Below are 26,102 nucleotides of genomic sequence, written 5' to 3'. Positions count from 1 at the left end.
AGGGTTTGATGGATAGAGTTGACGAATTTCAACTAAGACAAAATCAAATTGGTTACCTGCTCAATAAAACGGTCGGTAAAGTATTGAATCTGGTTGTAATTGTGATTTGCATCAAATAATTTCGCGTTATTACTGTAGCGATCCTAAGCTTAAAGAAAAGTATATTTTTAAGTGAGGGGAAGCGTGATGAAATGGTTAGCGATAATGATCGCTTGTCTGAGCTTGTTGTTTTCTGGCTCAGCCTTTAGCGTGCGAGATTCAGACAACCGGGATTTAACTCAGTTTGACCAGCCGTTTTTGCTGGGTGACTGGTATCTGATTAATCCTAATCCACAGGAATCAAAAGAGAACTACTTGGCTATTCGGCTCAATTTTGAATCTGACTACACCTTTTCGATTGATATCCAGAAGAAAGACTACAGTGTCGACCACTGGGAAGGCCTGTATTCGGCCAGTAACGATACCATTATTCTCGGTCTTAACTCTGACGAGCCGCAAGTTTACCAGTATAAAAGCAGCCATAATCTGCTTCATCTGAATGGGGTGCTATTTACAAAAGCCTTGTCTAACTCTCTGGCGGGAATCTGGTCGAGTACTTCGTTATCTGGTAATGATTTGTCTGCCGGAGACCTGCAAAGTATTGATTTAATTCTCCAACCGGATTTCGTCTTTCTGTTTCGGGCCAGTGGCGGCAAAGGGGGAGAAGCTCTCCATCAGGGTGTGTTCTATACGGAAGGCGATCATCTTGTGTTGATGTTTGAAGATGGAGAACACGATACACAGTTTACCCTTAACCATGACCAACTGACGCTGGAAGTGGAAAACGGGTCTGTCTTCGCCGTACTGGACAGGGTCAGATAATGTGGGATACGAGGCACTTAGCTTGCCGATGGTGATGCGGTTAAGCGGCGTGTGCTTACTTGGACTGCAACAAAGCGGATTGACTAAAAATAAAGCATCCGGGCAGGGATTAGCCTGAAGAGAGCGAGGTATTTGGTGAAAATACCTCGTTTTTGCATTGTGGGGGTTGTTATTGGCGCTGACAGGCCTAAGATCGATATCGTTATGGGCAGCGACGATTGTTTTCAGGGTGGATAGTGCATTGCTTAACCCGCGTTCTGGCCCCTCAATTAGTCACATCTTATTACGTCAAAAGGATTCCGACCATGGCTCAAAATCCACAGGCCAAATATCGTACCGATTATAAAGAGCCTTCTCATACCATTACTGATATCGCATTGACGTTTGATCTGCATGATACTGCAACCACAGTGAGCGCGGTGTCTCAAGTCAAACAAATGGGTCAGACTACGACGCTGACACTTGATGGAGAAGGACTGGAATTAAAAGCGCTGCAAGTTAATGGCGCTGACTGGCAGGATTACACCTTGCTGGAAGCAGGTTTAGAAATTCGCTCGCTACCGGCCCAATGTGAATTGACGATTGTTACGCTGATCAATCCCGAAGCGAACAGCGCACTGGAGGGTTTGTACAAATCCGGAGGTGCTTTCTGTACTCAGTGTGAAGCCGAAGGTTTCCGTCGTATTACGTATTATCTCGACCGTCCGGATGTGCTGGCGAAATACACCACCACAGTGATAGCAGACCAGGCCCAGTATCCGTTCCTGCTCAGCAATGGTAATAAAATTGCTGAGGGTAGCAGTGATAATGGCCGTCATTGGGTGACGTGGCAAGATCCGCATCCCAAACCTGCTTACCTGTTTGCGCTTGTTGCTGGTGATTTTGACGTGCTGCGCGACCAGTACATCACTCAATCCGGTCGTCACGTAGCGTTGGAAATCTTTGTCGACAAAGGTAACCTGGATCGTGCTAATCACGCGATGGTGTCACTCATCAACGCGATGAAATGGGATGAAGAGCGTTTCGATCTCGAGTATGACCTAGATATCTATATGGTGGTCGCGGTTGATTTCTTTAACATGGGCGCGATGGAGAACAAAGGCCTGAACGTGTTTAACTCTAAATACGTACTGGCGAATGAGCAAACCGCAACCGATACCGATTATCTGGGGATTGAAGCGGTTATCGGTCATGAATATTTCCATAACTGGACTGGTAACCGCGTAACCTGTCGTGACTGGTTCCAGCTCAGCCTTAAAGAAGGTCTGACGGTATTCCGCGATCAGGAGTTTTCGTCTGATCTGGGCTCACGGGCAGTAAACCGCATTAATAATGTCCGTATTATTCGTGGGCCGCAGTTTGCGGAAGACGCCAGCCCGATGTCACATCCGATTCGTCCGGATCAAGTGATTGAAATGAACAACTTCTACACCCTGACCGTTTATGAAAAGGGCAGCGAAGTGATTCGTATGATGCACACCTTGCTGGGCGAGCAAGGCTTCCAGAAAGGGATGAAACTGTACTTTGAACGTCATGACGGTACCGCAGCCACCTGTGAAGATTTCGTCGCGGCGATGGAAGACGCGTCTGGCGTGGATCTTAAGCAGTTCCGTTTGTGGTACAGCCAGTCCGGAACACCGGAACTGACGGTTAGCAGTGAGTATGACGCCACGGCGCAGACTTACACCCTGACGGTAGAGCAGGTCACTGAGCCAACACAGGATCAAAAGGAGAAGCAGCCGCTGCATATTCCATTTGACGTTGAACTGTATGCAAAAAATGGCCGGGTCATTCCGTTACAATGTAATGGCGAGCGGGTTGGACATGTCCTGGATGTGAAACAGGCCAAACAGACCTTTGTGTTTGAAAATGTGCAAGAGCAGCCGATTCCATCTTTACTGCGTGAGTTTTCCGCACCGGTGAAACTGAATTACCAATACAGTGATGACGAACTGACCTTCCTGATGGTTCACGCCAGCAATGAGTTTGCCCGCTGGGATGCCGGTCAGATGCTGCTGGCGAAATATATCCGCGACAACATCGAGCGTGTGCAAAATGGTGACAACGTCACTCTGCCTGAGTCAGTTGTGGATGCATTTCGTGGCGTTCTGCTCAGTGATGAACTTGAGCCGGCGTTTGTTGCGGAAATGCTGTCCCTGCCAAGCCATAATGAAGTGTCGGGTTGGTACAAGCGTGTTGACGTGGATGCGATTGCGAACGTACTGAAAGCACTGAAAGTGATTCTGGCAACAGAAATGCAGGATGAGTTCAGCGCGACCTATCATGTGCTCAAACAAGACGAGTACTCGATTGAGCATGCCGCGATTGGTCGCCGTGCACTGCGCAATACGTGTCTGGCGTATCTGGCCTTTACTGAGCAGGGTAATACCCTGGCCGAAGCGCAATATCAGCAAGCCAACAACATGACCGACACCATGGCCGCGATGGCAGCCGCCAACAGTGCCGGCCTGACGTGTCGTGAAACTCTGATGGCGGATTACAGCGCTAAATGGAAACACGATGGTCTGGTGATGGATAAATGGTTTGCGCTGCAAGGTTGTAACCCGGCAGAAAACGCGCTTGACGTGATTAAAGCCACTATGAGTCATGAAGCGTTCAGCATGAAAAACCCGAACCGGATTCGCAGCCTGATTGGCTCTTTCCTGAACATGAACCCGGTCCGTTTCCATGCTAAGAGCGGCGAAGGTTACCGCTTTGCCGGTGAGATTCTGCGTGAAATGAACAGCAGTAATCCTCAAGTCGCTTCGCGTCTTATCGATCCGCTGCTGAAGTTCCGTCGTTATGATGAAGAACGTCAGGCATTAATCAAAGCCGAGCTGGAAGGGCTGAAAGCGATGGATAACCTGGCGCGTGATCTGTACGAGAAAGTGACCAAGGCGCTGGAACAGTAAGCGTTAATCCGGCTCTGTTTGCCGCCGGTTGAGATGAAAAGTGGCACTGCGGTGCCACTTGTTTTTGTTGCTTAGTTTATTAATCCATTGGTATCCGTAGAGCTCTGAACGTGAAGCACTATTTTTTTTCACTCAATATTTCCTATCAGGCATTTCTTTCCCATTACAGCGGCGCCGCCAGCCAGGTACTGGTTGTGACAGAACAGGGGTTGCGTCTGCAATTACCGGCCAGTCGTTTCCGACCATTTCTGAGTCAGATTGGAGTAAAAGGTCGATTCCGTCTGACAACTGACCACAATAACAAGTTCGTAAAGCTAGAAGTTCTGCCATAAAGGATTTTTGTAGTTATTTAAACAGGTACATCAGTCACATTCTCAAACATTTCACCGCGCTCTGGCCCTAAAACCATTAACGTTTTATCAATAAAACTTTTACAATAGTCCATGCATCACCAAGTGTAAGCACTATGCTTACTGCATACCTTACAAGCATATAATTCTAATATCTGGAGTCGCCTATGACCGCGCGTGAAAGTTTAATGCCGGTTCTGCTTGAAAAAGTGTATCAACTGATTCAAGACAAACTTGAGCTTGCTCATCAACCCCTCGTCACCCAACTCGCCCAACATCTCTTCAGTAACGTCGCTCAGGACGATCTGATTGAACGTAATGAATCCGACCTTTATGGTGCTGTAGTCAGCCTGTGGCATCACATCAGTGAACAATTGCCTTCGCAGCGCTCGGTTCGGGTGTTTAACCCAACCGTCAGTAAGCAGGGCTGGCAGTCCACGCATACCATCGTTGAGATTGTGGTGCCGGACAGCCCGTTTCTGGTTGATTCGATTAAGATGGCGTTAAGCCGGTTGGAACTGACGGCTCACCTGATGCTCAATGGCCCGACTCAAATTGCCCGCAAAGCAGATGGTTCGATTGACAACATCAATCAGGGCGAAGGGCCACTGCAGTCGTTGTTTCACATTGAGGTGGACCGGCTGAGCAGCAAGGAAGAAATGAATGCACTCAAGGATGAGATTCTGGCCATTCTGAATGACACCGCTTTGGTGGTTCAGGACTGGAAACCCATGGCGACGAAACTGGAACAGGTCATCCATTCTCTCGAGCAGCAGAAAGATCGTATTCCGGTTGACGCTGATCGTTATGAAGAAACGCTCAAATTTCTGCGTTGGTTGGGTAATCACAACTTTACCTTCATGGGGTACAAAGAGTATGACCTGGTCAATGTAGAAGGTGATACCGAGCTACGTCCGACCGAAGAAGCGGGCCTTGGCCTGTTCTCTCTGGCCAGTCGGGTGCGCTGCGTGAAGTTGTCGAATTTCCCGGATTCGGCACGTCTGGAAGCGAAAAAGCCGTTTCTGCTCATTCTGACCAAAGGCAACAAACAGTCACGTATTCACCGTCCGGCCTATACCGACTATATCGGCATTAAAAAGTTTGATGACAAAGGCAAAGTGATTGGCGAACACCGTTTTACCGGCCTTTACACCTCAGCCGTGTACAACCAGGCAGTCGAGAGTATTCCTCTGATCCGCGAAAAGGTCGAGCGGATACTGGTAGCCAGTGGTTATCGGGTGGGTTCCTACGCTTACAAAGCGCTGCATAATATTCTGGAAAATTACCCGCGTGATGAACTGCTGCAGGCGCGTGAAGAAGAGCTGCTTGAAGTGGGCATGGGCGTGGTCCAGATGCAGGATCGCGACCTGATCCGTCTGTTTGTGCGTAAAGATCCGTTTGGCCGTTTCTTCAGTTGCATGGTGTATGTGACCAAAGAGCGTTACAACACCGAACTGCGTCGCCATACGCAGCGCATTCTCAAACATTATTTCGGTTGTCAGCAAGAAGTGGAGTTCACCACTTATTTCTCAGAAAGCCCGCTGGCCCGTACTCATTACATTGTTCGTGTGGACAACAACAACATGAACGTTGATGTGAAGAAAATAGAGCAAAACTTAATGGAAGCATCTACGAGTTGGGATGATCGCTTGTCCGAAGCGATCGTGGCGAATCTGGGCGAAAGTAAAGGTCTGCCTCTGTCGAAGCAATACCTGCATGCGTTCCCGCGCTCGTATAAAGAAGACATGATGCCCGGCTCAGCGGTGGCGGATATTGAGACGCTGGAATCTCTGGATGAAGATAACAAGCTCGGTATGTTGTTCTATCGACCGCAGGAAGAGAGCAAGGATTCTAAAGCGGTACGCATGAAACTGTACCATCGCGATGAACCTATCCATCTGTCGGATGTGATGCCGATGCTGGAAAATCTGGGGTTGCGCGTGATCGGGGAGTCACCGTATGAGGTCGTTAAATCAAACGGTCTGACCTACTGGATCCTTGATTTCTCTATGCTGCATAAGAGCGACAAGCAGGTTGATCTGCGTGAAGCGCGCGATCGTTTCCAACAGGCGTTTGCGGCGATCTGGAATGGTAACCTGGAAAATGACGGTTTCAACCGTCTGGTTCTTGGTGCGTCACTGACCGGTCGTGAAGTGTCGATTCTGCGCGCTTACGCACGTTATATGCGTCAGGTCGGTTTCCCGTTCAGTCAGCAGTACATTGAAGAAACACTCAATCATTATCCGGAACTGGCCAAGGGGCTGGTGGATCTGTTCCTGCGCCGCTTTGATCCGAAGTTCAAAGGCGCCGCTAAAGGTCAGGCCGATTTAATGACCAGACTGACCAAACAACTCGATAACGTCGAAAGCCTGGATGATGATCGTATTCTGCGTCGTTATATGGAGATGATCAGTGCCACGCTGCGTACCAACTATTTTCAGACCGACGAGCACAAACAGCCGAAACCGTGGCTGGCTTTGAAAATGAAACCAAGCGAGATCCCGGATATTCCTGCCCCGGTACCTGCGTTTGAAATCTTTGTTTATGCACCGGACATTGAAGGTGTCCACCTGCGTGGCGGTAAAGTGGCGCGTGGTGGTCTGCGTTGGTCTGATCGTCAGGAAGACTTCCGTACCGAAATTCTTGGTCTGGTGAAAGCTCAGCAGGTTAAAAATACCGTGATTGTGCCGGTGGGAGCAAAAGGCGGTTTCGTGTGTAAGAAACAGTACCTGATGACGACCCGTGATGAGATCTTCGCGGAAGGTCAGCGCTGTTACAAACGCTTTATTCGCGCCTTACTGGATGTCACTGACAACATTATCGAAGGCGATCTGATCGCACCGAAGAATGTGGTGCGCCACGATGAAGACGACCCGTATCTTGTTGTCGCCGCTGATAAAGGTACAGCGACCTTCTCTGATTTGGCGAACTCGGTATCGGAAGAATATAACTTCTGGCTTGGTGATGCATTTGCTTCGGGCGGCTCAAACGGTTACGACCACAAAGCGATGGGGATAACCGCGAAAGGTGGCTGGGAATCAGTCAAACGCCACTTCCGTGAACTGGGTATCGATTGCCAAACCACAGACTTCACCGCTGTGGGTATCGGCGATATGGCCGGTGACGTATTTGGTAACGGCATGCTGTTGTCACAACATATCCGATTGCAGGCTGCGTTTAACCACTTGCATATCTTTATTGATCCGGATCCGGATTCAGCATCAAGCTGGCATGAGCGTCAGCGCCTGTTTAATCTGCCGCGATCCAGTTGGGAAGACTACAACGCTGAGCTGATTTCTAAAGGCGGCGGTATCTTCTCGCGTAAAGCGAAGTCGATTAGCCTGACACCAGAAATTCAGAAAATGCTCGGTACGAAAAAAGCCAGCGCCGCGCCAAATGAGCTGATCAAGATGATCCTGAAAATGGAAGTTGATCTGCTCTGGAACGGCGGTATCGGTACGTATGTGAAATCATCACGGGAAACCAATACTGATGTTGGCGACCGTGCCAATGATGCGCTGCGCATTGATGGCGGCGAATTGCGAGCCAGGATTGTTGGTGAAGGCGGTAACCTGGGTATGACCCAGCTAGGCCGGGTGGAATATGCGCTGAACGGCGGCCGGGTTAACACCGACTTTGTTGATAACGTCGGTGGCGTGGACTGTTCGGATAACGAAGTCAATATCAAGATCTTCCTTAACGGCTTAGTAGCGAATGGCGATCTGACTATCAAGCAGCGTAACCAGATCCTGGAATCGATGGAACAGGAAGTGGGTGAGATTGTAATTGAAGACGCCTACACCCAGTCTGAGTCGATTTCTGTGACAGAGCAGCAAGGTGTTGCCGCAGTAAAAGAGCAGATTCGCTTTATCCATCATATGGAAAAAGCCGGTCACCTGGATCGCGGCCTGGAATATATTCCGGATGATGAAACTCTGCTTGAGCGTGAAAAACAGGGTCAGGGCTTGACTCGTCCGGAACTGGCCGTGCTGGTTGCGTACGGTAAGATGGTGCTGAAAGACGAACTGGCGTGTGACGACATCGCCAATGATGCATTTCATGCCACTCAGCTGGTTCGTTACTTCCCATCTGCGTTACGCCGTGACTTTTCTCAGCAGATGAACAACCATCCGCTGCGTAAAGAGATCATTGCGACTGCTCTGGCCAACCAGATGGTCAATGAGATGGGCTGTAACTTCATTACCCGTTTGCAGGAAGAGACAGGGGCTAACGTCGTTGATATTGCTAATGCGTATGCAGCCGCACGTGAAATTTACCAACTCGATTCTGTGTTGGATAAAGCGCGCAAGCTGGATAACAAAGCGAGCAGTGAAGCACAGTATGATGTGATGTTCCATGTACGCCGCACCCTGCGTCGCTTGTCGCGCTGGTTCCTGCGTAACCGGACCGCGAAGCCTTCCGTGCAGATGTTGATTGACAGTTATCAGGCCGATGTAAAAGCCATCGCCAAACAACTGGACCAATTGCTGGTGGCTGATGAAGTGGCTGAACACAGTGCAATGGCAGAAGCTTGGGTGAAACAGGGCGTAGAGTCTGAACTGGCCCATTATGTTGCCCGCCTGTCGAGCCTCTACTCAGTACTGGATATATCTACAGTATCCCGTGAAAGTGGTAAAAGTGTTGAGCAAACAGCCAAACTTTACTTCAACCTTGGCGATCGACTCTCACTGCATTGGTTCCTGAAACAGATCAATGGTCAGGCGGTCGACAATAACTGGCAGGCCCTTGCCCGTGCGGCGTTCCGCGAAGATCTTGACTGGCAACAACGCCAGCTCACGGCTCAGGTACTTAATTGTGGCTGTGATACCGAGTGTAATGATGTGATGACCCTGCTGGACGGCTGGATCGAAGCGAACGAGATGTCGTTGCACCGCTGGGAAAACATACTTAATGAGTTCAAAGTCGGTACTGTGCATGAGTTTGCTAAGTTCTCTGTAGCGATGCGGGAATTGATGCTGCTCAACTTAAACTGTCAGGCAACCGAATAACAATTGAATTGTCAGACAAATACGTCAATAATAACGCCCCGTTTAATCGGGGCTTTTTTCTTTCGGAGGCACAATGCTTTACCGCTTAGCCAGAGCTGGCTTTTTTCAACTGGATGCTGAAAAGGCGCATGAACTCGCCATTCAAAATTTCAAACGTTTCACTGGTACACCTCTCGATCTCTTCTATCGTCAACACCTTCCTGACCGTCCTGTCGAATGCATGGGACTGACCTTCAAAAACCCGGTAGGCCTTGCAGCTGGTCTGGATAAAAACGGTGAATGTATCGATGCGTTTGGCGCAATGGGTTTTGGCTTTGTTGAAGTAGGCACGGTCACTCCGCGCGCTCAACCTGGTAATGACAAACCTCGTCTGTTCCGTTTGATCCCGGCAGAGGGCATCATCAACCGTATGGGTTTCAACAACGAAGGTGTGGATCACCTGGTTGAGAATGTAAAGAAATCCAACTTCGACGGCATCATCGGTATCAACATCGGTAAGAACAAAGACACGCCAATCGAGAAAGGGGTAGACGACTACCTGATCTGTATGGATAAGGTTTACCCGCACGCAGGTTATATTGCCGTTAACATTTCATCCCCGAACACACCGGGACTGCGTACACTGCAATATGGTGAAGCACTGGATGAACTGCTGGCGGCATTGAAAGTGCGTCAGGCACAACTGGCGACTCAGCACAGCAAATATGTTCCGCTGGCACTGAAGATCGCACCGGATTCCACCGATGAAGAGCTTAAGCAAATCTGTCAGTCACTGTTGAAGAATAAGATTGATGGTGTGATTGCAACTAACACCACCTTAGATCGTTCCGTAGTGGAAGGGATGAAGAATGCCAATGAAGCAGGGGGCCTGAGTGGTCGTCCGCTGCAATCGCGCAGTACGGAAGTGATCAAGTGTCTGTATAAAGAACTGGGTGATGAGATTCCGATCATTGGTGTGGGTGGTATTGATTCTTTTGTTGCCGCTAAAGAGAAACTGATGGCGGGTGCAAAACTGGTTCAGGTCTACAGTGGTTTTATTTATCACGGTCCGAAACTGGTCAGCAACATCGTTAAGAATCTGTGAGCAAGTCAAGCTGGCACAACCAATCTTAGCAAGATACTGACATGCAAGATCATTTTGTCAGAAGTGACAAGGTGACGAGAGAGGGAATGAGATAATCATTTCCTCTTTTTTTTTACTGTTGCGTTCTTAGAATTAGAGTAATTCGTTGGCAAAGGTAATTAAGCGTTTTACCTAATCGTTTGAAAATTAATAAATTGAGAATCGGAACAATGCTTAAACCAAGTGACAAATGGAGTTGGTACTATTCAGATAGCGAAGGCTATTTGATGCTGGACCTGGGCGAGGAGATGGTATTCCGTACCAATCTCAGTCGCAACCTGCTGGTGGACTGCGGGTTCACCGATAATCACTTTAGTGTTGATGACGCATCAGACTATCAAACATACAAGGAACGCATCAGCGGCCTTGATTTAAGCGAACCACGTAAAGCTGAACTCGCCCTGTATTGTGTGGCGGCCAAGCGTTTTCATAAACCGGTTCAGCCTAAGAGTTGGTTCTTTGATTACCAGGGCGATGAGTCTGTACCTGAGGAAGGGGACATCGTCAGCCTGGTTAACGGTTATAATCAGGGCTATTTCATTGTTCTGGAAGTCGGAGAGAGTGCCAGCTTGTGTGCTTTAGCTGATTTAGATGCCTTTGTACTGAATGGAAGTAAACAGCTTGAATTCGGTCAGGTGATTAAAGTCATGCATGACCGCATGGCCAACGCCAACCATATTTTTGTTGCGGAACCGACCATGGCTCTGGTTGGTTAATCAGCTACCCTTAGCTCCGCATCACAAACGTTTCCCTACTTTATTTCGTTTCTTTTTATATTTCCCATCGGCTTCAGGCCGATTTTTTTTGCCTGAAATTCCTGCTTTGACCCGTCTTCGTTCACTTATCTTGACTTAGTGCTGCCAAAAAATTGGGCTCAAGTTCAAACTTTTCACTAATTAGTTTCCCGTCTGCAAGGCTGAAGTGACGTCTTTTCTGCCTGATGCCGAGTGTAAATTCACCAGTTTATTCCGGTTTTCCCTGCTTTTGTAGCTAAATTACAGTCATGCTTATCGTTTGGTATAGACCAAATTAGATGTGAATAAATACTCACTATCGCTTTAAGGCTGATAACCAGGTCAAATAATGCTCGATTGGAAGGCAGAGTGGTTGTTGGATAACGAAAGGAGTTATTGCTGCTCTATTCGCCAACTAGGCAGGTTTTTAAAGAAATGATTCGTTTAGATTTAGGCATGACCTTTAATGTCAGTTATAATCTGAAACCATTTTTACCAGTTAAAGAGCACTATGAATCAGTATCTAGCGGTGACTTCGAACGGTCTTGAAAACCTGTTAGTCGAAGAATTAACAAATTTAGGCATATCCGACGCCAAGCCAGTCCAGGCAGGGGTGAAATTTAAGGCGACAAAGGAGCAAATTTACCGTTGTTGCTTATGGAGCCGCCTCGCTTCTCGATTCGTACGTGTGGTTGCAGAGTTCACTTGTCAGGACGATATGGATCTTTACCTATCGGCGACTGCAATCAACTGGGTTAACCATTTCCACAGTTCGAAGAAATTCGTGGTTGATTTCAATGGTACCAACCGCGAGATTCGTAACAGCCAATACGGTGCGATGAAAGTCAAAGACGCGGTCGTTGATTGTTTCGAGAAGAAAAATCTGCCTCGTCCGTCGATCAGTAAAGATCAACCTGATCTTCGTCTGCACGTTCGCCTGCACAAAGACAAAGCCCTGTTGGGGATCGATATGGTTGGTAGCGGCCTGCATGTACGTGGCTATCGCCCGGAGTCGGGTAAAGCACCGCTGCGTGAAACTCTGGCTGCTGCCATTATTTTGCGTAGCGGTTGGGATGCGACCATGTCAATGCTCGACCCGATGTGCGGCTCTGGTACCTTGCTGATTGAAGCGGCAATGATGGCCGCCAATATTGCACCCGGTGTAAAGCGTGAAAAATGGGGCTTTGAAGCACTGGAAGATTTTGATGCGGAGCTTTGGGCGACCATTAAGTCCGAAGCTAACGTTCAGGCACGTAAAGGCGTCAAGAAAGTTGACGCTAAGTTTTTTGGTTTCGATAACGACCCGCGTGTTGTACAGGTTGCTAAAGACAACGCACGTCGCGCTGGTGTCAGTGAGCTGATTGAATTTGCGGAAGGCGATGCTGCGACGGTTAAACGTCCGGCCGGTTTCGAGCAAGGCGTGATTGTGTGTAACCCGCCATATGGTGAGCGACTTGGTACTCATCCGGGCCTGATTGCGCTGTATACTGCCTTTGGTGCCCAACTGAAAGCGGAGTTTGGCGGCTGTCAGGCATCGATTTTCTCCAGTTCCGATGAGTTGCTAAGCTGCTTGCGTATGCGGGCTGAGAAACAGTTCAAGATGAATAACGGTGCACTGCCATGTCATCAGAAGAACTACAGTATTTCTGCACGTGAAGCGTCTCAACAACAGGGCGAGCAACAACAGAGCCTGATTGCGCCGGATTTTGCTAATCGCCTGAAGAAGAACATCGGTAAAATTGGTAAGTGGGCCAAACGCGAAGGGCTGGATTGTTACCGTATTTACGATGCGGACCTGCCGGAATACAACGTGGCGATTGATGTCTATCTTGATCACCTGGTAATTCAGGAGTACGCGGCGCCGAAGAATATTCCGGAAGAGAAAGCCAAACGTCGTCTGACCGATATTATTCGTGCAGCGATTCAGGTTACCGGCGTTGACGCCAATAGTGTGGTGCTGAAAGTTCGTGAGAAGAAAAAAGGCACGAATCAGTATCAGAAACTGGGTCAGCAGGCCGAGAAGATGCATGCGCACGAATATGGCGTACAGCTGATTGTTAACCTGTACGACTATCTCGATACGGGTCTGTTCCTGGATCACAAACTGACTCGCCGTCGTTTGGGCCAGATGGCCAAAGGTCAGGACTTCCTTAACCTGTTTGCTTATACCGGTTCTGCCACAGTGCATGCTGCTGTAGGTGGTGCGAAATCGACGACGACGGTCGATATGTCGAAAACTTACCTGGACTGGGCAAAAGAGAACATGGCATTAAATGGCCAGGTAGGGCGTCAGCATCAATATGTTCAGGCTGACTGCCTGCAATGGCTGGAGAAAGCAACTGGTCAGTACGATTTGATCTTTATTGACCCGCCGACATTCTCTAACTCCAAGCGTATGGAGCAGAGTTTTGATGTTCAGCGCGACCATATCCAGTTGATGACACACCTGAAGCGCATTCTGCGTCCGAACGGAACCATTGTGTTCTCCAACAACAAGCGCCATTTTAAGATGGATCTGGAACAGCTGGCAGCATTGGGGCTGGAAGCGAATAACATCTCTTCTCAGACACTGCCGCTGGACTTTGAACGCAACAAACACATTCACAACTGCTGGCTGGTGACTCATCAGCAATAACAGCTCAGAAGGTTGGCACAATGGATATGATTACACTGTACAGTACGGAAGGCTGCCACCTTTGTGAAATGGCATATCAATTAATAACGCAGGCTAATGCAGCTCATCATGTAGAGGTCGTCGACATTGCGTTCGACGACGCTCTGTTTTCTCGTTACGGGGTCACTATTCCTGTCCTCGCATATCAACATTCAGAGCTGAATTGGCCTTTTGATCTCAACGAATTAACTCAATGGTTAGAAGATAATGGCATTAATTACCATTCATAACGGTTTACTCGCATTTGGCGATCACCCTTTGCTTGATCATGCAGATTTTGCGCTGCAGGAAAATGAGCGCGTCTGTCTGGTAGGCCGTAACGGGGCAGGCAAGTCTACGCTGATGAAAGTGTTAGCCGGCGAAGTCCAAATGGATGACGGCAAAATGCAGGTCACCCAGGATGTCGTCGTGTCACGTCTCGAGCAGGATCCGCCGCGCGACCAACAGGGCAATGTGTATGATTACGTGGCTGGTGGCCTGGCAGAAGTGGGACATCAGCTCAAGATCTATCAGGATCTGCTGGATCTGGTGGCGGTCGAGCCAACCGAATCGAATATCAACCGATTGGCGCGCATTCAAGAGCAGTTGGAGCACTCAGGTGCCTGGCGCTTTGAAGACCGCATCAACAACGTGCTCAATGCACTTAATCTGGATGGCCACACTAAGCTGACTGAATTGTCCGGTGGCTGGCAGCGTAAAGCCGCGCTGGCTCGCGCGCTGGTGTGCGATCCGGATGTGCTGTTGCTTGATGAACCTACCAACCATCTGGACGTGACCACCATCGAATGGCTGGAAGGCTTCCTGAAAGATTTTCGTGGTTCGATTATCTTTATTTCCCACGACCGCGCGTTTATCAAGTCTATGGCGACCCGCATTGTCGATCTGGACCGCGGCCAGTTGAATTCTTTCCCGGGTAACTATGACAAGTATCTGGTGGATAAAGAAGAGCAACTGCGAATCGAAGAGATGCAAAATGCGGAGTTCGATAAAAAACTGGCTCAGGAAGAAGTGTGGATTCGTCAGGGCATTAAAGCGCGTCGTACCCGTAACGAAGGCCGGGTTCGGGCACTGAAAAAGCTGCGTGAAGAACGTGGTGAACGTCGCGAAGTGCAGGGTAAAGTTAATCTGCAAATCGATGATGCCGCGCGTTCAGGCAAAATTGTGTTCGAAGCGGAACACCTGCAATATGCCATCGATGGTAAAGCGATTGTCAGTGATTTCAGCTTTAACATTATGCGCGGTGATCGTATCGCGCTGGTGGGGCCAAACGGCTGTGGTAAGAGTACGCTGCTGAAACTGCTGCTGGGAGAACTGCAACCGGACAGCGGCCGCCTCCATTGCGGTACCAAGCTGGAAGTGGCTTACTTCGACCAGTATCGTGAAATGCTCGATCCGGAAAAATCGGTGATTGATAACCTGGCAGACGGTAAACAGGAAGTGATGGTCGGCGGGCGTCCACGCCACGCTCTGAGTTACCTGCAAGACTTCCTGTTTGCGCCTAAACGCGCACGTACCCCGGTCAAAGCATTGTCAGGTGGTGAGAAAAACCGCCTGTTACTGGCGCGGATTTTCCTTAAATCAAACAACTTATTGGTGCTTGATGAACCAACCAACGATTTAGATATCGAAACTCTGGAACTTTTAGAAGAATTGCTTGCCAATTATCAGGGTACGTTATTGTTGGTCAGTCACGATCGTGAGTTTGTTGACAATACCGTGACCTCCAGTTGGATTTTCGAAGGCGACGGTGTGATAGAAGAGTTTGTTGGCGGCTACCATGACGCTCAGCAACAACGTCAGCAAGTACGCCAGACGCGCAGTGTTGAAAAAACCGTCAAGACAGAGAAAGTGGTTGAGGAAACTCCCAAAACGGCGGCTGCAAAGCCGAAGTCGAAGAAGTTATCCTATAAACTGCAGCGCGAACTGGAAACGTTGCCTGTCAAACTCGAAGAATTAGAAGCGGAGATTGAAGCTCTGCAACAGCAGGTCAATAACCCGGAGTTTTTCGGTCGGCCTGTCGAAGAGACACAACCCATTTTAGACAAGTTAGCTGCGACTGAGCAGGAGCTTGAAGTTGCTTTCGAGCGCTGGGAAGAGCTCGAGGCAATGCAACAGGAAAGTTAATGAAACCGATGATAAGTAACAAGTTTAAACTGACACTGATTACCGCCGCGATTCTGTCTTCCGGCACAGCCTCTGCTGCGCTATATCAGGTGGTGGAAGTCGAACCAAGTACCACCTTTGACTATCAAAGCAGCTTTGGTGTTGCCATTCAGCCCGGAACGGCGACCGGTGGTTCAGAGGCCGCATTAGGTTGTTTTGACTCGGCTGCGACCAATTGTACGGCAGACGACTTCACGCTGGCCGGCGAGACTCGTGCGGCAGAAATCAACTCTGGTCAAGCGGTGGATGGTCTGAGTTATCGTGAAGAAGCGCCGTTTGGTATGGATAGCGCATTCATCTATATCCAGAGCCGGGACGATTTCGAAAGCTATTGTGATAACCAGCTGCGCTATGCAACGTGTGAAGCCTGGGCTTCAGTACGCTGGAATCAGTGGTACAAAGAACTGAGCGGTAACACAACACCAAATTCGATCGCCTTTACTGGCAGCTCGACCACGGGGACGCCGGTGGACGAGACCCAAAACGTGGTGGTTAACAGCCTGACTGACGCAGGTGAGCCGGTGGGGATTGCTGCTACCACTGGTGACGTGACAACGTATCGTCGTAATCAGGTGACGGGCTTTGTGGGCACGACCAACGATACGTTTACCGATACTTTCCAGACACGAGCATGGAGGACCGACGGCACCTATACAGTGGGTAGTATCGCGACCAGTGCTAACAACTCTGAAGGCAATTATTACACCTCTAAAGCTGCAGTTTGGGACGCTTCTGGTAATTCTGTTCAGCTTGGCTGGGGAACCGGTGTACGTGATGAGCGTAATAACCGTCTGGCGCAGGGTAGTATGCGCGATTTTGTTCAGGCCAGTGACGGTAATATTTATGGCGTCGGTTACAACACTTATGAAAGCGATTCAAGTAACTACATGAACGCGGTAGTGTATTCGGTTAGCAGTAGCAGTGATGTAATGACGGCCGGCAACTGGACCTCAACCCCCATCTCTAACGCCACTATCCGTGAAAGCGGCTATGCAAGCGGTGAGTACATTTACAGTAACACTGTTGCTACCGCGGTCAACAGCAACCGGGTTGCGATCGGTGAAGCTAAACGCAGTGGCAGCCGTATTTACAACGGTGCGGCCTCAAATCGCGTGTTTGTGGTGGATGATGTGGCATCGCCAAGGGCAACTTATTTGAGCGGTGGTATCTTCTTTGATGGCGCTGGCGGTAAGGCGGGCGGCATCAATAACTACAATGAGATTGTCGGCCAGGTTGACGCGGAATCTGTGCGTGAATCAAATGGTAAACCACGTCGTAAGCGCGCGTTTATCTACCCTTATGATGGAACAGGTACCGATGAAACCCGTCGCGCGGTGTTTAACGATCAAGGGTGGTGGTTGGACAACCTGACCAACGGCGGCACGTACTCAAGTGACAACAACCAGTATCGCATTATCGATGCATCTGATATTAACGATGCGGGCGTGATTGCTGCAACAGCGATTAAGTGTGATGGTGGCTACTCAACCACGGCGTATAACGCGAGCTGTGACGGTACTGAGACCACGGTTGCGGTGAAGCTGATGCCAATCCCTGGTGCAACCAGCGCAGACATCAGCGCGCGTGGCACAGACGAGATGACCACAGAACGCAGTGGTGGTAGCTTCGGGGTGTGGATGCTGGCGGTTCTGGGCTTGCTTGGGTTCCGTAGAAAATAGCAAAAATTTGTCAAACGAGGCACAAGTTCACAGATCTGGACTTGTGCTTTTTTTTACCTTGAGAAAGTGCGTTTTTTGAGCAATTCTTATTGGTGTGGTCATGTAAATGCCACACTATTTTAATAGTTGTAAGTTAGACACAAGTTACTGTATGAGGACTGCACTATGAAGAGACAGAAGCGTGATCGCCTGGAACGAGCTCAATCTCAAGGGTACAAAGCGGGTCTTAACGGCCGTTCACAAGAAGAATGCCCGTATCAGCAGATGGATGCCCGATCTAATTGGCTAGGTGGTTGGCGAGAAGCTAGAGAAGATAAAACTTTAGGTCTCTATAAATAATTTTCCACATACTCAGGAAGTTAAGCCCCGAAAGGGGCTTTTTATTTGTCTGCACAACGAGTGGGTTTGACTTCAATACGTATAATCTAATGCACTATAACTAAGTGTGCTGGCTATAAAAAAACCGCTCATTTGAGCGGTTTTGATAAAATCAGGTGCTTAAAACGCTGAAGTGTCTGTAAACAGGCCAACTTTCAGGTCTTTAGCCACATAAATTTCTTTGCCGTCAACCAGAACACGACCATCAGCCAGGCCCATAACCAGTTTGCGGTTAACAACACGCTTCATATGGATTTCATAAGTCACTTTCTTCGCTGTAGGCAGGATTTGACCAGTGAATTTCACTTCGCCAACACCCAGTGCACGACCTTTACCTTTGCCGCCAACCCAGCCAAGGAAGAAACCAACAAGTTGCCACATCGCATCCAGGCCAAGACAGCCAGGCATGACCGGATCGCCTGGGAAGTGACAGTCAAAGAACCAAAGATCAGGAGTGATGTCCAGCTCAGCTAAGATAAGGCCTTTACCAAAATCGCCTTCTGTTTCAGACATCTTAGTCACGCGATCCATCATCAGCATGTTAGGCGCAGGAAGTTGAGGGTATCCAGGACCGAACAGCTCGCCACGGCTAGAGGCTAGAAGGTCATCACGATTATAAGAGTCACGTTTGTTCTGCATTATCAATTACTCCAATTTTTGATAGGGTGCATGTTAGTGAACACGTGTACGCCAAACAACTCCGATCAGTTCGAAACAAACCAGTTTTTGACGCGTTCCACAAATCCTTGTGGCTGAACGTGTTTTTCAAAGTTATCAATTCGTTCCGCTATTCGGCTGATGACACTTTCTTCATCATCACCACGGAACGGCTTCTTCATCAGGACAGGTATCGCTTCATCCACATTGGATACTGGCCAGATGTTGAACTCGCCATTCTTAATACTTTCGACGACAGATTGATGAAGTGCAAGATGTTTTAGATTACTTTTGGGCAGAATGACACCTTGTTTACCTGTAAAGCCATTATGCTTGCATACTCGATAGAAGCCTTCAATTTTTTCGTTAAGGCCGCCAACGGCCTGCACACGGCCAAATTGGTCGACTGCGCCAGTTACCGCAATCTGTTGGTCAATCGGGTATTCAGAAAGGGCACTGACCAGTGAACATAGTTCTGCCAGAGATGCGCTGTCGCCATCGACTTCACTGTAAGACTGCTCGAATACGACCGAAGCGGAGAATGGCAATGGCATATCCAGATCCAGCGCGCTGCTGACGAACGCCTGCATAATCATCATGCCTTTGGCGTGCAGGTTACCACCAAGCTCCACTTTACGTTCCACGTCAGAAATATCGCCATCACCAAAGTGGATAACACAGGAGATGCGCGCCGGTTCACCGTACGAAACTGGGTGGCCGGCCACTTCAATCACGGTCAGGCCGTTCACCTGGCCAATCTGTTCGCCCTGAGTTTCGATAATGACCTGGCCATCGAGAATATCATCCAGTGCGCGCTGCGGCAGATAAGATTCACGGTAGTAGCGTTGGTCAAGCGCTTGTTCAATGTGCGCTTTGTTAATCAATTGTCCCTGGCTCAGCAGGGCCGCTTCTTCCAGCAGTGAACGATGCCACATCACGCATAGCGGGGCATAGTGCTGATCTTCGGTATAACGTGCGCCGGCCGTCATCAGCGCGATAATGGCGCCGCTGTCCAGCTCAGGCAGTGTGTAACGCTTAGTAATCCAACGCAGATAGCCGAGGTAATTCTGAATTGAATCAGTATCGATTTTAATGTCCATCTCTAGTTCACTAAACAGACACAGGCCTGAGTGAATATCAGCATCAAGATAATCGATGTCACCGAGTTGGGTGCGATCGCCAAGTACGATTAGTTTGATGTTGTAATTTTTACTGATCGTGGTGTGCAATGGTGACTTAGGATCGCAGTTGATCGGAGAGATCGGGTCGCCAAGAACGGCAGACTTAAGCATTGGCCACGCCAGAGGGTTTGCCAGCAATAAATTCGCTGAAACAATCAGATAGCCATGATTGGCTTTATCCAGTAACCCCGGAATTTGACTGATGATTTCGCCACGTTGCGCTTTCACCTGACCGAATATGGCACTGATGTCGAGCGTTTCGGTAGTGATGATCGGCAGGGCCGGATTAGCATGCTCTAGCTGCTCTTTGATTAATGTCCGGTAAATCGAGTTGTCAGGCCCGTTCACCAGCAGAATGCGACTAAAACCCTTGATATGTATGAATCGTTCAAGTGCGAGAGAAAGTCTGCTCTGGGTTTCAAACAGAGAAACAGATGGCAGGCTCGGGTATTGAGAAAAGTCAGCGCTGAACTGGTCATACTGAGGCGTCGCCAGACGCCAGATATCTTGTGTCATTGAATCGTCGAAATGATGAAAAAGAGCCAAATTATATAGAAAAACCGGATGCACGAATAGCTAAGATGAACACAGAGTGGATATTTTCGATTTGTCTCAATAGCCAGCGAACTCACGCTATACTCTTCAGCATACAGCACCGTTTTAATCTAAGGTAACTGACTGAAAGTTTAATGATCCCAGTCGTGTTTTTTGCGGATTGAATTGAAAGTTAAGTCACTTCTGGGTTACGCTGTCACCCTAACGTTAACCGGAATTGCCTGGCATGAAATATCAACAACTTGAAAACCTTGAATGTGGTTGGAAGTGGCAGTATCTCATTAAAAAGTGGAAAGATGGCGAAGCAATCACATGCCATATCGATCGCAGTGAAGCGGATGCCGCCGTTCAGAACTTGAAGTCCATCGAACATGAGCCAACTCTGGTGCTCGAGTGGATTGAACAGCATATGGCTCCCGAGCTTGAGAATAAACTCAAGCAGGCTATTCGTGCCAAGCGTAAACGCCATTTCAATGCTGAGCAGCTACACACGCGCAAAAAGTCGATCGATCTGGACTACCGTGTGTGGGAAAAATTGTCGGTTCGCGCTAATGACTTAGGCTGTACTTTATCGGACGCGATTGAATATCTGCTGAGTGAAGCATCGCGCAGCGAAAAGGCCAGCCGCACTGTATCTAACTTGAAAGAAGACCTGAGTAAGTTGCTGTCTGACTAGGAGTAAGCAATATGCTGTATGTGATTTTAGTAGCTGCGATTGTGATTTTCTGGCTGGTTGCGGTTGACCGACCGGTACTTAAAGTGAAATTTAAAGATGGTGCCATTCAAAATGTGAAAGGCCATTTTCCGCCGGCATTTAAACATAATGTCAGTGAAATCGGTGAGGTGACCCCCTTTGATGGGGAATTGAAAGTCTACCAACAACGCACGGGAATGAAACTGGTCTTCTCGAATCAGGTTCCGAAAAAAATTCAGCAGCGCATTCGTAATGTCTTTCCGCATCAAGGCTTTAAGAGCAGTAACGGCAATACCAAGAAAGGGCGCTGATTAAGTTACCAGGTCACATATTTATGCTAAACGGCTGAGCACTTCTGTGTTCAGCCGTTTTTCTTTGGGTGACGAAAGCTTAGCCTAACGTCGTTTCAAGGCTTCAAATGCATCGACAAAACCATCGACTTTGGCACGTAAGGTTTCTAGCTCTGCGCGCAGCTGTTGATTCTCTTCTTGTTGCTGTTGGTAAAGTTGGTGATACTGCAAAGCCAGGTAGCCGCCCTGAATCAGGCTTTTTGACATAGTAGGGAGCTCAGTCAGCTCTTTGAGTTGCGATAACATCAGTTGGTGGTTATCTATATCGCGGATAGTTATTGCCATGGTAATTTCATATCATCTATGTGGCTGGCTATGATAGCAAAATTCATTATATATCAAAAGTATAACCAACTATGATTGCAAGGCTCTTAGGGTGAATACTTTTGATTTGTCCAAATTGATAGCAAATGGTATGAAATCGCTTATCAGAGGTTTATCTGGAAAAGCATGAATATGACCTAAATAGCCATATCTGATGCACTATAACTATTTTTAAGGTCGAATCTAAAACAACAACACATCTAGTCTCAATACGCCTCACACAACTGCCCAATATCATCGTTGTAAATTGCTTAGTTTAGGAGGTGTTTCAATCCGTGAATCCACAAGCCAAACCGTCCGAACTTCATTGGTACGAGACACGGTCTCAACGTCACTGACTTGGCCATAACCAAGCGAATAAAGTAGGGAAGTTGCCAGTTTAAGATCCGGATAAAGAAGATGGCTTTATCTGTAATCATGACACTGTAACTTTTATATATATTGTTAATTTCGGTGTTGTTTGGTAGCTAAGGCTGCTGCTTCTCCGCTATCAGAGTAGATCTGAAGTTAAGAAAGATGAATGCCAACACTTCGGCATTTAAAATCAGATGTGATATTCACAGCGGTCTCTCACGCCAAATAACAAGCCAGGCTAATCTGACACAAACAAGAATCCGTCCAGGCATATGACGCTAGGATCTATCAGCGATACCGACAGAAAAAATCAGCCAACCACAATAGTTCAGGCTTTATGTAGCAGAATGACTAAGACCAACAAAAAGATAAGACTTCAATCTATTCAAAACAACCCGTTGTTGGTTATTAGAGCAACGCAGCAACCGGTCACTCTGGGCCAATGTTTTGAAGACTGTTGTACACGATGGAACGAATTAAGAATTGAATGGAAGATTAGCGCAAATCGTAAACTTAGCGACCGAGTTGATGTCGGATTGGCAGATACCCATTAAGTCAAAAGTAGAAGATTCAACGTCGAGGACATCATGAGTGATCATGACAAACGATCAGACAAAAGTCCTGGTCGCTAGACAACGAGCCACGGGTTGTCGTTATGAATTTGAACAAAGAGTCACGAGTTAAAAACACAGAAAGCACAGCGGCGCATCTCATCGTAGTATTCAGAGTAATGAATACGGATGTAACCCTGATTTTGAATCGTTAGCAGCATTAATTGATTAAGTAATATCAGGTGCGTAGTTCACCGCGAACTAGCGGTAATTTGGCTAAAATTTACCGAAGATCAAGCAAGAACTAGCAACGTTGCCCTTACAATCATAGTGCGCATTATATGTATTATGTTAAATTAAGTATGTGTGGATATAGGTACGGCACTGATGTAGCTTCCCTTTCCTCTTATCTGCATGATTTCTATTGAACATAACCAATTTACCATAAAGTATATAATTACCATATTGATAAAAGTCTCTAACTTTTAGCAATACGGTAATTAATTAAATCTGTGATCGACTCATTCTCATTGAGTTAAACTGGATTGATGACATTACGTGACTGCAGATATCGATCTGTGATTCGCTGTAATTCTTTACTGCGAATTGGTTTGATAATGATGTCATTCATGCCAGCGCTAAGGCAAACCTCATGGTCACTATGCATCGAATGTGCAGTTAAAGCGATGATTGGTGCTGATATCTGCTTAGCCCGCAACATACGAGTCGCCTCAATTCCATCCATCACTGGCATAGAAATGTCCATGAAGATCAGATCAAACGCCGGTTCCCTTGTGACGATATCTATCGCTTGCTGGCCATTTTCCGCAATCGTGACGTTGTAACCCATGCGATTTAGCAACAGTTTGATGACCATCTGGTTGGTTTTGGTATCTTCAACGACCAAGATATGTTGTCCGACGTTTGCTACAACAGCTTTGGTTGATAGCTCATTGTCTGGCACTAGCACTGTTGTAACCTGATCACTTGAGCGTGATTTTAATGGCAGAATGATAGAAAACTTAGAGCCTTGACCAAGCTCGCTCTCGACTTTGATTTTTCCCTGCATCAACTCGACCAGATGTTTGGTAATCGCTAATCCAAGCCCGGTGCCACCGAAGTTACGTGTAATAGAATCGTCGGCCTGAATAAATGGCGAGAACAGATTATCAATACGCTGGCTGTCGATGCCGATACCAGTATCCTCGATATTAATCTCGAGCCCATCCCGAGTCGTGACCAAACGTACATCAACACTGCCGTGTTGGGTGAACTTGATCGCGTTACCCACAACGTTAAACAATATTTGCGTTAAACGAACTTCATCCACCCAGTATTCGTAGCCATCATGGATGGTTGCCTGGAGGTTGAACTGAATGCCTTTTGCAGTTGCGACCTGATGATGATGTTCCAGAGCCTGGTGCAATTTCTTACGTAGGTTAATCCAGTGACAGTGTAACGAGAAGTGACCGGACTCGATGCGACTAAAATCAAGAATATCGTTAATGATCACCAGCAAAAGCTCGGCAGAATTTTCCATCTGCTCTAGCATTTCCAATTGGTAGATCTCTGAATTTTCTCGTAAAATATCGATAAGGCCTAACACGGCGTTAAGTGGTGTTCGCAGTTCATGGCTCATCATGGCCAGGAATTTTGATTTGGACTGGTTAGCCTGTTCCGCTTGTTGTTGAGCAATTTGCAGTTCTTGGGTTCTTAAATCAACCAGCTTTTGCAGCTCTTCTTTATGCTCAATATCGTTGATGGCTCGTTCGAGAAGCGGCCGGAAACGCAGTAAAGTTGAGCGGGTTTCGAGGCTGAACTGCCCTTTCCTATTCCCCAGTAGCAGCAAAACAGAGTCACTGGTTTGTGCCCGGATTCCGGCGATCAATGCCGACTGAATCTGGTCCTTAAGGAAGGCGTTCAGATTTTGGAATTCATCAAGTTTGCCCGGTTCAAACAAAATAATGCTTTCACCATCAAGGACACGCTGAAACTTGTCGCCATTGAGCCATTCCTTGCCCTGGAAGGCAAGATTAGACGCAAGAAACGTCAGGTATACCTGACGATGTTTGGGCTTCGAAATCACAATGAAATCATCGAACTCAATATAACGACTGAGTACCTTTTTCAATTCCTCGAAAATCTGATACTTGTTGTCGGCATGACTGAACGCTGACAGTGCCGCGAGAATAACCCGGTTTTCTTCCGCTAAGCGTTGCTCTCGTTCTTTACTTCGTTTCAGTTCTAGTAATGCTTCATTAAACTGTTCGATGATCTCTTGTTCCATGTTCGATTACTCGGACTCGTAAAAAATGACGGATGAAATCATCAGATTACCATGAGCTGTCTCACCACCGGTAAAGCGACCTTGTTCTCCGTAAGTAAACGGACAGATGAAGGGTTGTCCGTTCATCTGAGCTTTGATTTTTTCCTGTACACCCACAATGTCGTCGCCTAAACGCAACATGGAGCCAGCACAGTAAATAATGATTGAACCTAGTAATTGAGACGATTGGTAGTTTTGTGTGTTCGCTTGATCAACGACACGCGATGCGCGCTGAATTAACTGTTCTCTGGAGCCGGTCATGAGTGTCACTTCCTCTCCCTGTGAGATGGTCGCGAACATCTCCATCGCACCATCGGGCGTCATACGCACCGGGTGGGATAATTTATAGTAAGGACGATTATGTACGTAACCGGCTATTCGTCCAAGTGGAAAACGTGTGACATGTTTAAACAAGTAGTGCTCGGATATTTGCACGCTTGAATGATCACTGACCCATTCTTTATAAATCTGCTCTGCGGGTTCTCCGTCTATTTCGTGAATATAGCGGCCGGTAGCGCGAGTGACGGTACCGGTAAATTCCGTCGGTGAATAGCCAGCACTGAATCCGGTGGTATTGGGCTTGGAAGGAAACATCAGTTGAAGCGATAAGCCATTTTTTACTGTGCCGCGTTCAGTTATCGCTGACCACTGCCGCTGAATATAACTGTCTGCCGGGCTGCCACCGATGATTGGAACAGGTGTACCAAATGTTTCATCAATTGCCTGAATACAAAGTTCTTCATTGCCGGGAGTAGCATGTAAAATCACTAAACTGGGGATTTCACCTATCCGGTTTGCCGACTTCAGCGCCTGATTGATGGCCTCTGCCGTGACGGTTTTGTAATCGGTTAACGCGTTGTCCAGCGACAACAGCGCACTTCCGTATGCGCTGTTGGGACCGTCGTAAATAGCCATCAAAGCGATCACCGGTCCGGCATGGAAACCGTGCTCTGTCATCACTCCCTTACAAGATGAGCAACCAACAAGAGGAACATCTGCAAATGCTTTGCCAAACTCTGTCGTCAGGATGTCAGCCGGATATTCGTCAGTATAATAACAGACTAAACTTGAAAGTTCTGGGCTGAATAATGCCTCTTTCAGGTACTGAACTGCTAAGGCAGGGTTAGAAATATGAGTAAATGCTGTTTTTAATCGCATGAACGAATACGTTATAGGGTTATTTATTCTTTATACATCAACTTGCGATGATATTAAATTAAATACCCT

General features: G+C 47.8%; 18 protein-coding genes. 13 read left to right on the top strand and 5 right to left on the bottom strand.

Features of this window, described 5'->3' with window-relative positions; translation table 11 throughout:
* Positions 1–186 precede the first annotated feature (186 nt).
* From E6C74_RS14645 to rmf, 11 genes are all read left to right on the top strand, one after another.
* Positions 187–861 (top strand): hypothetical protein, encoded by a 675-nt coding sequence (locus E6C74_RS14645; protein WP_136486666.1) that lies wholly within the window; start codon positions 187–189, stop codon positions 859–861.
* A gap of 305 nt (positions 862–1,166) precedes the next feature.
* Positions 1,167–3,773 carry an aminopeptidase N gene (gene pepN / locus E6C74_RS14640; protein WP_136486507.1) on the top strand — a complete coding sequence of 869 codons (2,607 nt, stop codon included), beginning with the start codon at positions 1,167–1,169 and terminating at the stop codon, positions 3,771–3,773.
* A 110-nt stretch (positions 3,774–3,883) separates the two neighbouring features.
* Positions 3,884–4,105, top strand: a complete 222-nt coding sequence (locus tag E6C74_RS14635) for a DUF2835 domain-containing protein (RefSeq protein ID WP_136486505.1) — start codon at positions 3,884–3,886, stop codon at positions 4,103–4,105.
* 185 nt (positions 4,106–4,290) lie between these two features.
* Positions 4,291–9,132 carry an NAD-glutamate dehydrogenase gene (locus tag E6C74_RS14630; protein WP_136486503.1) on the top strand — a complete coding sequence of 1,614 codons (4,842 nt, stop codon included), beginning with the start codon at positions 4,291–4,293 and terminating at the stop codon, positions 9,130–9,132.
* A 73-nt stretch (positions 9,133–9,205) separates the two neighbouring features.
* Positions 9,206–10,216 carry a quinone-dependent dihydroorotate dehydrogenase gene (gene pyrD, locus E6C74_RS14625; RefSeq protein WP_136486500.1) on the top strand — a complete coding sequence of 337 codons (1,011 nt, stop codon included), beginning with the start codon at positions 9,206–9,208 and terminating at the stop codon, positions 10,214–10,216.
* Between the two features lie 209 nt (positions 10,217–10,425).
* Positions 10,426–10,971: a cell division protein ZapC gene (locus E6C74_RS14620; RefSeq protein ID WP_136486498.1), complete on the top strand. Its 546-nt coding sequence runs from the start codon at positions 10,426–10,428 to the stop codon at positions 10,969–10,971.
* Positions 10,972–11,500: 529 nt separating this feature from the next.
* On the top strand, positions 11,501–13,624 hold the full coding sequence (gene rlmKL, locus E6C74_RS14615) for a bifunctional 23S rRNA (guanine(2069)-N(7))-methyltransferase RlmK/23S rRNA (guanine(2445)-N(2))-methyltransferase RlmL (RefSeq protein WP_136486496.1): 2,124 nt from the start codon (positions 11,501–11,503) through the stop codon (positions 13,622–13,624).
* Between the two features lie 26 nt (positions 13,625–13,650).
* Positions 13,651–13,893: a glutaredoxin family protein gene (locus E6C74_RS14610; protein WP_206208420.1), complete on the top strand. Its 243-nt coding sequence runs from the start codon at positions 13,651–13,653 to the stop codon at positions 13,891–13,893.
* Positions 13,871–15,787 (top strand): ABC transporter ATP-binding protein, encoded by a 1,917-nt coding sequence (locus tag E6C74_RS14605; RefSeq protein WP_136486492.1) that lies wholly within the window; start codon positions 13,871–13,873, stop codon positions 15,785–15,787. The genes E6C74_RS14610 and E6C74_RS14605 overlap by 23 nt, the downstream gene beginning before the upstream one ends.
* On the top strand, positions 15,787–17,505 hold the full coding sequence (locus tag E6C74_RS14600) for a DUF3466 family protein (RefSeq protein WP_136486490.1): 1,719 nt from the start codon (positions 15,787–15,789) through the stop codon (positions 17,503–17,505). Before E6C74_RS14605 ends, E6C74_RS14600 begins: the two co-directional genes overlap by 1 nt.
* A gap of 165 nt (positions 17,506–17,670) precedes the next feature.
* Positions 17,671–17,844, top strand: a complete 174-nt coding sequence (rmf, locus tag E6C74_RS14595) for a ribosome modulation factor (protein ID WP_136486488.1) — start codon at positions 17,671–17,673, stop codon at positions 17,842–17,844.
* Between the two features lie 159 nt (positions 17,845–18,003).
* Here the strand turns inward: rmf and fabA are convergent, their stop codons facing one another.
* Positions 18,004–18,522 (bottom strand): bifunctional 3-hydroxydecanoyl-ACP dehydratase/trans-2-decenoyl-ACP isomerase, encoded by a 519-nt coding sequence (gene fabA, locus E6C74_RS14590; protein WP_136486486.1) that lies wholly within the window; start codon positions 18,520–18,522, stop codon positions 18,004–18,006.
* A gap of 65 nt (positions 18,523–18,587) precedes the next feature.
* Positions 18,588–20,237, bottom strand: a complete 1,650-nt coding sequence (locus E6C74_RS14585) for a Lon protease family protein (RefSeq protein WP_136486484.1) — start codon at positions 20,235–20,237, stop codon at positions 18,588–18,590.
* A 265-nt stretch (positions 20,238–20,502) separates the two neighbouring features.
* Between E6C74_RS14585 and matP the strand changes: the two genes are divergently transcribed.
* Positions 20,503–20,952 (top strand): macrodomain Ter protein MatP, encoded by a 450-nt coding sequence (gene matP, locus E6C74_RS14580; RefSeq protein WP_136486482.1) that lies wholly within the window; start codon positions 20,503–20,505, stop codon positions 20,950–20,952.
* Between the two features lie 11 nt (positions 20,953–20,963).
* Positions 20,964–21,281 carry a DUF3634 family protein gene (locus E6C74_RS14575; protein ID WP_136486480.1) on the top strand — a complete coding sequence of 106 codons (318 nt, stop codon included), beginning with the start codon at positions 20,964–20,966 and terminating at the stop codon, positions 21,279–21,281.
* An 84-nt stretch (positions 21,282–21,365) separates the two neighbouring features.
* Here E6C74_RS14575 and E6C74_RS14570 read toward each other — a convergent pair whose 3' ends face one another.
* The 3 genes from E6C74_RS14570 to E6C74_RS14560 all read right to left on the bottom strand — a co-directional run bounded on the left by E6C74_RS14570 (position 21,366) and on the right by E6C74_RS14560 (position 26,033).
* Positions 21,366–21,605: a hypothetical protein gene (locus E6C74_RS14570; RefSeq protein ID WP_136486478.1), complete on the bottom strand. Its 240-nt coding sequence runs from the start codon at positions 21,603–21,605 to the stop codon at positions 21,366–21,368.
* A gap of 1,479 nt (positions 21,606–23,084) precedes the next feature.
* Positions 23,085–24,836 carry an ATP-binding protein gene (locus tag E6C74_RS14565; RefSeq protein WP_136486476.1) on the bottom strand — a complete coding sequence of 584 codons (1,752 nt, stop codon included), beginning with the start codon at positions 24,834–24,836 and terminating at the stop codon, positions 23,085–23,087.
* Positions 24,837–24,842: 6 nt separating this feature from the next.
* Positions 24,843–26,033: an FIST N-terminal domain-containing protein gene (locus E6C74_RS14560; RefSeq protein WP_136486475.1), complete on the bottom strand. Its 1,191-nt coding sequence runs from the start codon at positions 26,031–26,033 to the stop codon at positions 24,843–24,845.
* Positions 26,034–26,102 lie beyond the last annotated feature (69 nt).

The organism is Vibrio sp. H11 (genome assembly GCF_004804295.1).
GTDB lineage: Bacteria > Pseudomonadota > Gammaproteobacteria > Enterobacterales > Vibrionaceae > Vibrio > Vibrio ostreae.
This window is presented reverse-complemented; position numbering and strand designations above follow the sequence as displayed.

Bases quoted from the DNA above. Each gene is read 5' to 3' on its own strand.
- E6C74_RS14645 (WP_136486666.1), top strand. From the start codon at position 187: ATGAAATGGTTAGCGATAATGATCGCTTGTCTGAGCTTGTTGTTTTCT.
- pepN (WP_136486507.1), top strand. From the start codon at position 1,167: ATGGCTCAAAATCCACAGGCCAAATATCGTACCGATTATAAAGAGCCT.
- E6C74_RS14630 (WP_136486503.1), top strand. From the start codon at position 4,291: ATGACCGCGCGTGAAAGTTTAATGCCGGTTCTGCTTGAAAAAGTGTAT.
- pyrD (WP_136486500.1), top strand. From the start codon at position 9,206: ATGCTTTACCGCTTAGCCAGAGCTGGCTTTTTTCAACTGGATGCTGAA.
- E6C74_RS14620 (WP_136486498.1), top strand. From the start codon at position 10,426: ATGCTTAAACCAAGTGACAAATGGAGTTGGTACTATTCAGATAGCGAA.
- rlmKL (WP_136486496.1), top strand. From the start codon at position 11,501: ATGAATCAGTATCTAGCGGTGACTTCGAACGGTCTTGAAAACCTGTTA.
- E6C74_RS14610 (WP_206208420.1), top strand. From the start codon at position 13,651: ATGATTACACTGTACAGTACGGAAGGCTGCCACCTTTGTGAAATGGCA.
- E6C74_RS14605 (WP_136486492.1), top strand. From the start codon at position 13,871: ATGGCATTAATTACCATTCATAACGGTTTACTCGCATTTGGCGATCAC.
- E6C74_RS14600 (WP_136486490.1), top strand. From the start codon at position 15,787: ATGAAACCGATGATAAGTAACAAGTTTAAACTGACACTGATTACCGCC.
- rmf (WP_136486488.1), top strand. From the start codon at position 17,671: ATGAAGAGACAGAAGCGTGATCGCCTGGAACGAGCTCAATCTCAAGGG.
- fabA (WP_136486486.1), bottom strand. From the start codon at position 18,522: ATGCAGAACAAACGTGACTCTTATAATCGTGATGACCTTCTAGCCTCT.
- E6C74_RS14585 (WP_136486484.1), bottom strand. From the start codon at position 20,237: ATGACACAAGATATCTGGCGTCTGGCGACGCCTCAGTATGACCAGTTC.
- matP (WP_136486482.1), top strand. From the start codon at position 20,503: ATGAAATATCAACAACTTGAAAACCTTGAATGTGGTTGGAAGTGGCAG.
- E6C74_RS14575 (WP_136486480.1), top strand. From the start codon at position 20,964: ATGCTGTATGTGATTTTAGTAGCTGCGATTGTGATTTTCTGGCTGGTT.
- E6C74_RS14570 (WP_136486478.1), bottom strand. From the start codon at position 21,605: ATGGCAATAACTATCCGCGATATAGATAACCACCAACTGATGTTATCG.
- E6C74_RS14565 (WP_136486476.1), bottom strand. From the start codon at position 24,836: ATGGAACAAGAGATCATCGAACAGTTTAATGAAGCATTACTAGAACTG.
- E6C74_RS14560 (WP_136486475.1), bottom strand. From the start codon at position 26,033: ATGCGATTAAAAACAGCATTTACTCATATTTCTAACCCTGCCTTAGCA.